This window comes from Herbaspirillum frisingense GSF30 (genome assembly GCF_000300975.2).
Classification (GTDB): Bacteria; Pseudomonadota; Gammaproteobacteria; order Burkholderiales; family Burkholderiaceae_D; genus Herbaspirillum; species Herbaspirillum frisingense.
Genome location: NZ_AEEC02000030.1, coordinates 1 through 11658, shown reverse-complemented (window position 1 = coordinate 11658; position 11658 = coordinate 1). Strand labels below are relative to the sequence as shown.

The 11658-nt window shown below is 63.7% G+C and carries 13 protein-coding genes; 5 read left to right on the top strand and 8 right to left on the bottom strand.

The annotated features are described in order from the left end of the window. The first annotated feature begins 76 nt into the window (after nucleotides 1–76). Complete coding sequence (locus tag HFRIS_RS18195; protein ID WP_006712791.1) at nucleotides 77–580, top strand: arsinothricin resistance N-acetyltransferase ArsN1 family B; 504 nt, start codon at nucleotides 77–79, stop codon at nucleotides 578–580. After that, nucleotides 580–852: a hypothetical protein gene (locus HFRIS_RS18190; protein ID WP_006712789.1), complete on the top strand. Its 273-nt coding sequence runs from the start codon at nucleotides 580–582 to the stop codon at nucleotides 850–852. Before HFRIS_RS18195 ends, HFRIS_RS18190 begins: the two co-directional genes overlap by 1 nt. Before the next feature lie 38 nt (nucleotides 853–890). Here the strand turns inward: HFRIS_RS18190 and xth are convergent, their stop codons facing one another. The 5 genes from xth to HFRIS_RS18165 form a co-directional block, all read right to left on the bottom strand. Beyond that, nucleotides 891–1658 (bottom strand): exodeoxyribonuclease III, encoded by a 768-nt coding sequence (xth, locus tag HFRIS_RS18185; protein WP_006712787.1) that lies wholly within the window; start codon nucleotides 1656–1658, stop codon nucleotides 891–893. A gap of 297 nt (nucleotides 1659–1955) precedes the next feature. Then, entirely contained in the window at nucleotides 1956–2528 is a 573-nt protein-coding gene (locus HFRIS_RS18180) for an FxDxF family PEP-CTERM protein (RefSeq protein WP_006712785.1), read from the bottom strand. A gap of 470 nt (nucleotides 2529–2998) precedes the next feature. Further along, nucleotides 2999–3766, bottom strand: coding sequence for a MipA/OmpV family protein (locus HFRIS_RS18175; protein WP_006712782.1), 768 nt, complete (start codon nucleotides 3764–3766; stop codon nucleotides 2999–3001). Between the two features lie 237 nt (nucleotides 3767–4003). Then, nucleotides 4004–5128, bottom strand: a complete 1125-nt coding sequence (locus tag HFRIS_RS18170) for an alkene reductase (RefSeq protein ID WP_006712780.1) — start codon at nucleotides 5126–5128, stop codon at nucleotides 4004–4006. A gap of 268 nt (nucleotides 5129–5396) precedes the next feature. Then, nucleotides 5397–6917: a leucyl aminopeptidase gene (locus tag HFRIS_RS18165; RefSeq protein ID WP_039876372.1), complete on the bottom strand. Its 1521-nt coding sequence runs from the start codon at nucleotides 6915–6917 to the stop codon at nucleotides 5397–5399. 154 nt (nucleotides 6918–7071) lie between these two features. Here HFRIS_RS18165 and lptF point away from each other — a divergent pair, with 154 nt between their 5' ends. The 3 genes from lptF to HFRIS_RS18150 are packed head-to-tail and all read left to right on the top strand — an operon-like array spanning nucleotide 7072 to nucleotide 9754. Then, a complete protein-coding gene (gene lptF, locus HFRIS_RS18160; RefSeq protein ID WP_006712777.1) occupies nucleotides 7072–8202 on the top strand; it encodes an LPS export ABC transporter permease LptF in 1131 nt (376 codons plus the stop codon). A gap of 1 nt (nucleotide 8203) precedes the next feature. Then, nucleotides 8204–9334, top strand: coding sequence for an LPS export ABC transporter permease LptG (gene lptG, locus HFRIS_RS18155; RefSeq protein ID WP_006712775.1), 1131 nt, complete (start codon nucleotides 8204–8206; stop codon nucleotides 9332–9334). 48 nt (nucleotides 9335–9382) lie between these two features. Then, a complete protein-coding gene (locus HFRIS_RS18150; RefSeq protein WP_006712773.1) occupies nucleotides 9383–9754 on the top strand; it encodes a sirohydrochlorin chelatase in 372 nt (123 codons plus the stop codon). A gap of 93 nt (nucleotides 9755–9847) precedes the next feature. Here HFRIS_RS18150 and HFRIS_RS18145 read toward each other — a convergent pair whose 3' ends face one another. The 3 genes from HFRIS_RS18145 to HFRIS_RS18135 all read right to left on the bottom strand — a co-directional run. After that, complete coding sequence (locus tag HFRIS_RS18145; protein ID WP_006712771.1) at nucleotides 9848–10219, bottom strand: tRNA-binding protein; 372 nt, start codon at nucleotides 10217–10219, stop codon at nucleotides 9848–9850. 167 nt (nucleotides 10220–10386) lie between these two features. Then, nucleotides 10387–11148: a uroporphyrinogen-III C-methyltransferase gene (gene cobA, locus HFRIS_RS18140; RefSeq protein ID WP_006712769.1), complete on the bottom strand. Its 762-nt coding sequence runs from the start codon at nucleotides 11146–11148 to the stop codon at nucleotides 10387–10389. Nucleotides 11149–11186: 38 nt separating this feature from the next. Then, nucleotides 11187–11658 (bottom strand): elongation factor 1-alpha C-terminal domain-related protein (locus tag HFRIS_RS18135; RefSeq protein ID WP_006712766.1); only part of this gene is annotated, 472 nt, incomplete at its 5' end.

Sequence of the window (11658 nt, the reverse complement as noted above, 5' to 3'; positions counted from 1 at the left end):
ACCTGGCCGCCGCTGATGCCGTAATTTGGTTACACTGGCAACTTCATCCCATCGTCCCTCTTCAAAGCTTCCGGTCATGCATCCCTCAATCCGCCCGGCCACTGCCGCCGACGCCGCTGCCATCTGTGGCATCTACAACCACTACGTCGACACCACCGTCATCAGTTTCGAGACCGAAGCGGTGACTGTCGAGGGCATGGCCGCCCGCATTGCGGATGTGCAGGCGCAGTTTCCCTGGCTGGTATTCGAACAGGAGGGCGAGGTGCTGGGCTATGCCTACGCCAGCAAATGGAAGCCGCGCGCGGCCTACCAGCGCTCGGTGGAAAGCTCGGTCTACCTGCGTCACGACGCCGGCGGACGCGGCATTGGCAAGCTGCTGTACGGTGAGCTGTTCGCGCAGTTGAAACCCCTGGGCGTGCATCTGGTCATCGGTGGCATCGCCCAGCCCAATGCGGCCAGCGTGGCCCTGCACGAGAGCCTGGGCTTCGTGAAATGCGGCGTCTTCAGCGAGGTCGGTTACAAGATGGGACGCTGGATCGACGTCGGTTACTGGCAGCTCAAATTGCAAGAGGCCCAATGATGAGATCGACCCGCGCCGCCAGCGCCATCGAGCGCCTGAACAACCGCACCGAATCGCGCGAGTATTCCATGCTGCGCACCTCCGATGAGCGTTTCATCCTGACCCGCCGCGTGGCCGGCCAGCCGCTGGAAAAGCTCAATGAAGCAATGGAACTGGACGACTTCGTCAGCTTCGTCAACGCCCAGGGACCGCAAAAGGCCAAGCGCGTCAGCAAGCTCGATGTGCAGTTCGAAAAGAACATGCGCAACAAGAAAGAACAAACGCCACCCTGAGGCGGCGTTCGTCGATACTGGCTGGCCCGTGGGCGGCGTCAGTCGGCCAGGGTCGCAATCACCGGCGCGTGGTCGGAAGGCTGCTCCCACTTGCGCGGCACCTTGTCGATGACGCAGGCGGTACAACGCGGCAGCAGTTCTTCGGACAGCAGGATGTGGTCGATCCGCAGGCCACGATTGAGGCGGAAACCCATCTGCCGGTAGTCCCACCAGCTATACATCTTCTCCGGCTGTTCGAACAGTCGGTAGGAGTCGGTCAGGCCCAGCGCCTGCAGCTTGCGGAAGGCCTCGCGCTCCGGCTCCGACACCAGCACCTGACCTTGCCAGGCCACCGGATCGTGCACATCGCGGTCTTCGGGTGCGATGTTGTAGTCGCCCAGCAGCGCCAGGCGCGGGTTCTTCGCCTTTTCCTGCGCCAGCCACTCGTGCAGCGCCGCCAGCCAGTTCAGCTTGTAGGGATACTTTTCGGACTCCAGCGACTGCCCGTTGGGAATATAGGCGCAGACATAGCGCACACCTTCGATGGTGGCGGCGATGATGCGCTGCTGCTCATCGGGGAACAGCGGGTTGTTCTTGACCACGTCACTCATCGGATGGCGCGACAGGATGGCCACGCCGTTGTAGGTCTTCTGGCCCGAGAATTCCACCAGGTAACCGGCGGCAGCGATTTCGGCGGCGGGAAACTTGTCGTCGGTGAGCTTGGTTTCCTGCAGGCAGAGCACGTCGACCGGATTTTCTTCCAGCCATTTCAGGACCTGCGGCAGGCGGACCTTGAGGGAGTTGACGTTCCAGGTGGCGATTTTCATGAGTGTGCGCAATCCTTGTGTAGTGCGGGTGTGCGCCGCAAGCGTGGCAATCGTGGGACGATTGCCGGATCACCACAGGGAGATGCATGCCGGCGCAACAATGAGCGTGGACGGCACTATAGCATCAGCGACCGGGCCTGGTCGCTTCCGCTTGGAGGGCAGAGGCCATGCTGGCAGATTTTTTAAACGAATTTCCCGCCGACATCCTGGCCCTCGATTGCCTGACCTGACATGACAAGGGGAACGGCCTCGCGGCCGTTCCCCTTGCACTTTTCAACGATCAGAGTGCGGCGACGATCAAGCCGGCATCATCTGTGCGCTGGTCATCTGCGCGCCGTCGTCACCGGCTTTGCGGCGGCGACGATAGGCGGCGAAGCCGACCAGGCCCAGGCCGCCGATCATCATGGCGGTGGTGGAGGCTTCCGGCACCGGTGCCACGCTGATGTTGCCGGCGAAGCTGCCGCCAGCCGAACCCAGCACGGTGCCGGCCACCGACAGGGTGTACAGGCCGCTGGTCAGGCCGTTGGTGCGCAGGCTGAAGGTCTGCAGGTCACCGCTGGAGAGCTGGGTGCCGGTGTAGGTCTGGCCGTTGCCGCTGAGCGTGAAGCTGCTGATGCCCACGCGGGAGAGACCATCCAGTGCGATCGAGACCAGGGCCGACGACACCGCAGTGCCAGCACCGCCGACGTTGAAGGTGAAGTTTTCCAGGAAGCTCTGGCCGGTAGTGCCATCGCCATAGCGGGCGCTGAAGGTCGACGTGGCGTCGGTCCAGACCAGTTCGCGCGTGCGTTCCAGATCGGCGGCGCTGGCCGAGGATGCCATGGCGACGAAGGCGGACGCGATCAGGAAACTGCTCAACAGCTTTTTCATTGGGATACCTCTTTCGGGTTCGATTGATTGGTTGATTTTGAAAGCACTGCAAGGGGGATTTTTTACGTCGACGGGTTTTATTGTTGATGTTGGCGAGGTCGACGCGGGGGCGTCCCAGTTTGTGATTTTTGTTCGACGGGACGTGCAGAGAATAATGGAAAATTACTAACTATTACAACTAAATATTACGTTTTACCGGTAACCGGTGTTGCGCTGTAGGATTCCTGGAAGTCCCACTGGTAAAGGGTTTCCGACGATGAGCTTAAATTTCCGTGCGGATTTGTTTGGATGCGGAAACTAAGTTTTTCTCGAGCACCAAGGCGTTCCCGTGGGCTGGAAATTTGCGGTGGAAATGCGTCAGGAAATCTGACTTGTCGATGCGGATGAGCTCGATGAAGCTCATCCGTTGAGGCAAGCTCTGCAGTGCTTGTCGCGATCCTGCAGAGCCAGAGAAGGAGGGATTGCTTGAATTACTTGAAGCGGTAGCTCACCGCCACGATGGCGGTGTCGTCGGTGTGGCGGCGTACCAGCGGGCTGTCGCTGACGCTGTTGTCGAGCCACTTGCGACGCCAGTGCAGGTTCAGGTGCCAGTCGCCGGTGAGCGGTACATCGGCTGCCAGTCCCAGGGTGGGACTGGTGGAGGCGCCGGCGCGGTACTGACGCACGCCGCTGGCGGCAGATTCGCTGGCGGAGACGCCGAAGAAGTAATCGTTGTAGCTGGCGCTGCGATATTCGACGCCGAGCTGCGGGTAGAAGCTCACCGGTCCGACATCGAACTGGGCGGCATAGATGGCTTCTGCCAGGGTGCCATGGGACTTGTTGAAGTCACGGAAGACGTTGAGGAAGAAGGCCCCGAACGGGGTTTCCTGGTAGGTGCCCAGGCCCAGCGGGATGGGATCGGAACGACGTTGCAGGCCGCGGTCGGCATCGAAGCCTTGCAGGTCGACGCGTCCGGCCAGTTCCAGGTAGCCGTAGCCCATGCGCGCGGTCTTGATGCCGAAGGTATCGAGCCGGGCGAAGAAGCGCCCATAGTCGAAGTAGGCGTAGGGCAGGACCGTGTTGCGGGCACTGCGGTCGAGGCCATTGCGTTCGAGCCGGTAGCCGCCGGCACCGAGGTCACCGGTGATGCGGTCGTGCAGTTGCAGCGGATCGGCGTTGCCGTTGCCGGCATCGGCTTGCTGGGCCAGGGCGGGCAGGGCGCAGCAGGCCAGGGTCAGGGTGGCGAATATTGTTTTCATGATGGGCAGTGGTGGTGGGGCAGATGGCATTGTAGCGGTCGCCAGGGCGCTGCGCCGGCTTGTATGCCGTGGCGCTGGCTGGATGCGGCCGGTCAGCCACAGCCGAGGCAACGTGGCAATGAACAACGATGAACAACGACGAACAATGGCCTGCCATTGCGGCAGGCCATTGTCGGCGCGTGTTGAGCCTTCTTCAGCCTTCGTCAGCCTTGATCAGCCTTCGTCGGCGACGAAGCCTCAGGACGCTCGCAAGGGCGGGTAGTCCGTATAGCCTTCGGCACCGCCACCGTACAGCGTGGCCTGGTTGAAGTCGGCCAGTGCAGCCCCGGCCTTGAAGCGTTCCACCAGGTCGGGGTTGGCGATGAAGGGGCGGCCGAAGGCCACCAGGTCGGCCAGGTTGCCTTGGCGTGCCTTGGCGGCCATTTCCAAGTCATAGCCGTTGTTGGCGATGTAGATGCCCTGGAAGAGGTCGCGCAGTACCTGCAGGTCGAAGCCGCCAGCCACTTCGCGCGGGCCGCCGGTCGCGCCCTCCACCACGTGCAGGTAGACCAGCTTGTAGCGGTTCAGCTGCTGCACCACGTAGCTGAAGAGGGCCTTGGGATCGCTGTCGGCAATGTCGTTGGCCGGGCTGATCGGGGACAGGCGGATGCCCACGCGTTCGCTGGGCACCACTGAGGTGACGGCGGCCACCACTTCCAGCAGCAGGCGGGCGCGGTTTTCGATGCTGCCGCCATAGGCGTCGGTACGCTGGTTGGTCTTGTCGCGCAGGAACTGGTCCAGCAGGTAGCCGTTGGCCGCGTGGATTTCCACGCCATCAAAGCCGGCCTGGATGGCGAGCTGGGCGGCGGTCTTGTATTGCTCGACGAGGGCGGGCAATTCGGAGAGTTCCAGCGCGCGCGGTTCGACGAAGGGCTTGAAGCCGGTTTCGGTGAAGGCATTGCCTTCGGGCTTGACGGCCGAGGGGGCTACCGGCAGGGCATGGCCCGGTTGCAGGTCGGGATGGGAGATGCGGCCCACGTGCCACAGCTGCAGGAAGATGCGGCCGCCCTTGGCGTGCACGGCATCGGTGATCTTCTTCCAGCCGGCTACCTGGGCCTGGTCGTAGATGCCAGGGGTCCAGGCGTAGCCCTTGCCCTGCGGCGAGATCTGCGTGGCCTCGGCGATGATCAGGCCGGCGCTGGCGCGCTGGGCGTAGTATTCGGCCGCCAGTGGCGTGGGGACATCGCCAGCCTGGGCGCGGCTGCGTGTGAGCGGGGCCATGACGATGCGGTTCTGTAGTTGCACCGCGCCCAGCTGCATGGGCTTGAAGAGGTCACTGCTGGCGTGGACGTTGGCATTGGCACTGGTATTGGCGTTGGTCATGCTGTTCCTTTCTTGTTGGCATTGAAGGGGGCGACAGTGGTCGACCCTGTTACCGACCACGGCGGATCGGCAGCGTTCCGGAAATGGATCAACAGTCTAGACGGGAAGCGCTTTGCTTGCTGGCGGTCGGGCACCTGCCTGGATCTTGCCAGGTGGCAATTCGCGATGCGGGGACGAAAAAAAACCACCGCTTGCGCGGTGGCGGGTACTGCGGTTGCTGCGCGGGCAGGGGCCAGCTCCTGCCCTGGCCCTGCCTGAGCGGTGTGCCTCAGCCGCGTGCCGAGCGGGCGCGCGCCTGGCCGAGCAGCCAGGTGGTCAGCAGCGGCACCGGGCGGCCGGTGGCGCCCTTGGCGGCGCCGCTCTTCCAGGCGGTGCCGGCGATGTCCAGGTGCGCCCAGGTGTACTTGCGGGTGAAGCGCTCCAGGAAGCAGGCGGCGGTGACGCTGCCGGCGGGCTGGCCGCCGATGTTGGCGATATCGGCGAAGTTGGACTTCAACTGCTCCTGGTAGACGTCCTGGATCGGCATGCGCCAGGCGGTGTCGCCGCTGTCGCGGCCGGCGGCCAGCAGGCCGTTGGCCAGCTGGTCGTGGGCCTCGTCTTCACGGGTGAACAGGCCCGTGTTGTGATGGCCCAGGGCGACCACGCAGGCACCGGTCAGGGTGGCGATGTCGATCACGGCGGCCGGCTTGAAGCGTTCCACGTAGGTCAGGGCGTCGCACAGGATCAGGCGGCCTTCGGCGTCGGTGTTGAGCACTTCAATGGTCTGGCCGGACATCGAGGTGACGATGTCGCCCGGCTTGGTAGCGCGGCCGGAGGGCATGTTTTCGCAGGTCGGGATGACGCCGATGACATTGAGCTTCAGGCCCAGTTCGGCGATGGTGCGGAAGGTTCCCAGTACGGAGGCGGCGCCGCACATGTCGTACTTCATCTCGTCCATGTTCAGGCCCGGCTTGAGCGAAATGCCGCCGGTGTCGAAGGTGATGCCCTTGCCCACCAGCACTACCGGGGCGTCCTTGGACTTGCCGCCCAGGTGCTTCAATACGATGAACTTGGGCGGCTGGTCGCTGCCGTTGGTGACCGACAGGAAGCTGCCCATCTTGAGGGCTTCCAGCTGCTTGCGGTCCAGCACTTCCACGCCCAGCTTGAATTCCTTGGCCAGCTTCTTGGCGGTATTGGCCAGGTAGGTCGGGGTGCAGACGTTGCCGGGCAGGTTGCCCAGTTCCTTGGTCAGCGCCATGCCGTTGGCCAGGGCCACGGCTTCGCCCAGGGCGGCCTTGGCGGTCACGCCGTCGGCGGCGTTCACCAGCAGGGTGATCTTCTTGACGCCGGTGGGAGCGGGGTCCTTCTTGCTCTTCAGGGTGTCGGAACGATAGATCGCATCGCGGCCGGCCAGTACCACGTTGCGAATGGCCCAGGCCAGGTCGCGGCCCTTGATGCCATCGAAGGGTAGGGCCAGGGCGGCGTCGTCGCAGCCCAGGGTGGCCAGGCAGCGCACTAGGCCGGCGCTGGCAGCGGCAAAGCTCTTGTCGGCGATCTCTTCCTCGGCGCCCAGGCCCAGCAGCACGATGCGTTCGGCGGCGATGCCGGTGACGCCGCGCAGCAGCAGGGTCGAGCCCGGCTTGCCGGAAATGTCGCCCGACTTCAGCGCGGCGCTGATCGCGCCCAGCTTGTCCAGCGCCCCGGCTGCCTTGGACAGCTTGCGGTTTTCATAGATGCCAACGACCAGCGCGCCGGTCTTGACGGCGGTCACGGCGTTTTTTGCGTCCAATGTTTTTGTGCTAAAGTCCATCGTTCGTCCTTTGTATGAATTACCTGGCAATTATAGAGCCCATTTCGACGCCACGCGCGCGTGAGTTCGCGCCAGCCCGGCCAGTGCCGGATGCGTCGCAGGGCCAGGCCACCGATTCATTGACCCCGATACCAGAGACAATTCCAGCATTCCCATGATTTTCCAGCGCGCTCTGCGTCGCGAACTGACCAGCACCGCAGGTGGGGTCTTCACGACGCTGTTTACCATCACGCTGACCGTGATGCTGATCAAGATCCTCGGCCAGGCGGCCGGCGGCCAGGTGGCTTCGCAGGACGTGATCGCCCTGATCGGCTTCCAGTCCCTGAATTACATGCCCATCATCCTCATCCTGACCGGCTTCATCTCGGTCTTGCTGGTGATGACGCGCAGCTACCAGGATTCCGAGATCGTGGTCTGGTTCGCCTGCGGTCTGTCGCTCACGCGCTGGATCGTGCCGATACTGAAATTCGGCTGGCCCATCGTGGCCCTGGTGGCGACGCTGTCCTTCGTGGTCACGCCCTGGGCCAATGAACAGAGCAGCGAATACCGCAGCCGCTTCGAGCAGCGCGAGGACATCGCCCGCGTCTCCCCCGGCAAGTTCCAGGAATCGGCCGCGGCCAACCGCATCTTCTTCGTCGAAGGCATTTCCGGCGATGCCTCCAAGGTGCGCAACATCTTCGTCAACACCATCAATGCCGACGGCAAGAACAGCGTGGTGGTGGCCAAGGAAGGTGAGACCGTCATCGATCCCGATGGCGAGAAGTTCGTGGTCATGAACAAGGGCCGCCGTTATGACGGTTCTCCCAGCCTGCCGGATTTCCAGATCGTCGACTTCGAACGCTATGGCCTGCTGATCGGCAACCAGTCGCAGGCGGCTGCCGGTGAGCGTTCGGCGCGGGCGCTGCAGATGGGGGAACTGGTAGCCAAGAGCGACGGCTATGCGCGCGGCGAACTGCTGTGGCGCATCGCCTTGCCGCTGATGGCACTGGCCCTGATGCTGCTGGCCATTCCGCTGTCCTTCGTGAACCCGCGTGCCGGCCGTTCCCTGGGGCTGCTGGTGGCGTTGCTGCTGTTCGTGGTGTACAGCAATACGGTGAGCGTGTTCCAGGCCTCGGTGGCGCAGCAGCGCACCAGTTTCATGATGGCCTGGTGGCCGGTGCACGTGATCGTGGCGGCACTGATCGTGGGCATGTTCGTGCTGCGACTCAACATCAACCACCCCTATCACCCATCCCGGTTGTGGAGCCGTATACGCCGCGCCATGACGTTCCAGCGCGAGGCCTGAGATGAGAGTCATCCAACGTTACTTCACCTCCGAGATCACGCGCTCGGTGCTGTTCGCCCTGGCGGCCTTCCTGGCGCTGTTCGCCTTCTTCGAAATGATGGGCCAGCTGGAGCAGGTCGGCCGCAATGGCTACAAGCTGCAGGAGGCGGTGTTCTACGTGCTCATGGGCTTGCCCGGCAACGTCTATGAACTGATGCCCACGGCCGTGCTGATCGGCACCATCTATACCTTGTCGCAACTGGCGGCGCGCTCCGAATTCACCATCATGCGGGTCTCCAGCATGTCCACCGGCATGGCGGCCAAGGTGCTGCTGCGCATCGGCGTCGGTTTTGCGGTGCTGACCATCGTCTTCGGCGAGCTGATTGCGCCCAAGGCCAGCGAGTGGGCCGAGAAGCTCAAGTTGCAGGCGCAGGGGGCGTCGATGTCCTCGCAGTTCCGCTCGGGCATGTGGGCCAAGGACGTGATCAAGGACAAGGGCCTGGAAGGCAATGTGACCGGCAGCCGCTTCATCAACATCCAGACCGTGCAGCCCGATGGCCGCATTGAGGGCGTCAAGCTCTACGAGCTTGATACCGACTTCCACATGGCCCGCATGATCACCGCCAAGTCCGGCCTGTACGAGGGCAATCACCAGTGGGTGCTCAATGAGGTGGTGCAATCCGATTTCACCGGCGGCCGTGACCGCAAGATCACCGAGCCGGTCAAGACCGTGAAGACGGCGCAGATGAAGCTGGTCTCGGAGGTGACGCCGGAAATCCTGTCGGTGCTGTTCGCCGACCCGGACCGCATGTCGGCCTATGACCTGCTGGCCTACACCAAGCACCTGGAAGCCAACAACCAGCGCACCGACCGCTATGAAATCGCCTTCTGGAAGAAGATCGTCTACCCGCTGTCCATCTTCGTGATGATGGCGCTGGCGCTGCCCTTCGCCTATCTGCATTTCCGCGCCGGTGGCGTGAGCCTGAAGATCTTCACCGGCATCATGATCGGGGTATGCTTCCAGTTGATCAACAGCCTCTTTTCGCACCTGGGCCTGCTCAATACCTGGCCGGCCTTCGTCACGGCGGCGCTCCCCAGTCTGCTGTTCATGGCGCTGGCGATCGGCGCCCTGTGGTGGGTGGAACGCACCTGATCTCAGTTGAACCCAGCTGATCCTGTCCCAACCTGAACCGACGTCCTTATGCAAGAAAGCCTGATCCTCTTCGCCCATGGCGCCCGCGACCCGGCCTGGGCCGCACCCTTCGAACGTCTGCGCGCGCTGACCCGCGCCGCCATGCCGGCTGTCGGCGTGGAGCTGGCCTTCCTTGAACTGATGCAGCCCGACCTGCCCACCGTGGTGGCGCAGCAGGTGGCGGCCGGCAGCCGGCGCGTGACGGTGATTCCGGTATTCCTGGGGCAGGGTGGCCATGTAAGGCGCGACTTGCCGCAATTGCTGGAGCAGTTGCGCCAGGCGCATCCGGAGGTGGAGATTCGCACCGTGCCGGCAGTGGGCGAGGATGAGGCCGTGTTGCAGGCGATTGCCGCCTATTGCATCGGGACCTTGCAGAGCTGAGCAGTTCGCGCCCCTGGCAGTACAAAAGAAGATGGCCCGTCCTGAATGAACGGGCCATCTTCTTTTGGGGCAGCTGATTTGGCGGTGGCTGGGTCAGAACAGGCGCGCGCCGTTCGGCACCGCCTGGTCGGGCTTGAAGAGGACGACCTCGCCCTGGGCATCGGGGAAGCCCAGCGTCAATACTTCGGACATGAACTTGCCGATCTGGCGCGGCGGGAAATTCACCACCGCTGCCACCTGCCGGCCCACCAGCTGGTCCAGCGTGTAATGCGTGGTGATCTGGGCGCTGCTCTGGCGCACGCCGATGCCGGGGCCGAAGTCGATCTTCAGCTTGAAGGCCGGCTTGCGGGCTTCGGGGAAGGCGTCGGCCGAGACGATGGTGCCGATGCGGATATCGACCTTCAGGAAAGCATCGAAATCGATGGCATCGGCGGCGGGGGCATTGGTGTCGTGCAGGAGGTGCATAGGACAGTGATCTCAGCAACGGTAGTAAATCAGGCTGACAACCGTTCGGACTGAGTAGGCCCGTCAGGGCCGTATCGAAGGCGCAGAGGCGGAGCGCCTTCGATACGCGGCGTTGCCGCTACTCAGGTCGAACGGTCAGTGGTGAGCCCATCAATGGGGGCAGTTCCTTACTCCCTGTCTGCCAATGCCGGGCCGATCATCACCAGCACCGGTCCGCTGCAGGCTTGCAGCCCGGCTTCCAGGCCCGCCAGTTGCAGGTGGTAGATGTGCTGGTCGGGGCGGCTGCAGTTTTCCACTACCACCACCGGGGTATCGGGCGCATGACCCAGTGCCAGCAGGCGCTGTGCAGTGGCCGTGGCTTCGCGCCCGCCCATGTATTGCACCAGCGTATCGCCATTGGGCATGCGCACTTCATCCGGTTCGTCCACGCCTGTGCTGGAGGTGAACAGCGACACGCTACGCGCGATGCCGCGCCGGGTCAGCGGGCGCTTGGCGGCCGAGGCGGCGGCCAGGGCGGCGGTGATGCCGGGGACGATCTCGTAGGGGATATGGTGTTCTTCCAGGGCCCGCATTTCCTCGTCGGCGCGGCCGAAGAGCATGGGGTCCCCACCCTTGAGACGCACCACGCGGCGGTATTGCTGGGCGGCTTCCACCAGTTTCTGGTTGATGACCGGCTGGGCGGTGGAGCGCTGGCCACTGCGCTTGCCCACCGACACCTGCACCGCCTGCGGACAGAGGGCCAGGATTTCTTCGGTGACCAGGGCGTCGTGCAGCACGATGTCGGCCTGCGCCAGCAGGCGCGCGGCGCGCACCGTCAAGAGGTCAGCCGCACCGGGGCCGGAGCCGATCAGCCACACCTGGCCCGGATGGTCCGGGCTGGGTGCGGGAGTGTCGGAAGAGGATGGGTTTGCTGCCTGTTCGGTGGCCATGGCCTTGGTACAAGGTACGATTGCGGATCGAAGGAAATTCAGTCGATCCGAATCATACCAGCGGCGACCGTCTGGTGGCTCACTTCGTCGATCAGGATGAAGGCGCCGGTGGCGCGGATATCCTGGTAGGCATCGGCGGCGATGGGCTGCTGCACGTTGACGCTGATGCGGGCGATGTCGTTGAGCTTCAGGGTCTCGGCCGGGCGGCGTTCCTGGGTATTGATGTCCAGGAGCGTATCGACTTTGGCCACCCGTGCAGCCACCTGCTTGGTGGTGTGCTTGAGCCAGTACTTGCGGCGCAGGTCCAGCGGTTCCTCGGAGAGCCAGCAGACGTCGGCGTTGACGGTCTTGAGGATGGTCGAGGGCTGGGCGGCGGCGGCCAGCAGGTCGCCGCGCGAGATGTCCAGATATTCGTCCAGCAGGATGGTCACCGACTGGCCGGCCGTGGCCGACTCCAGGGAACCATCCAGGGTCTGGATGTCCTTGACGGTCGCGCTCTGGCCGCTGGGC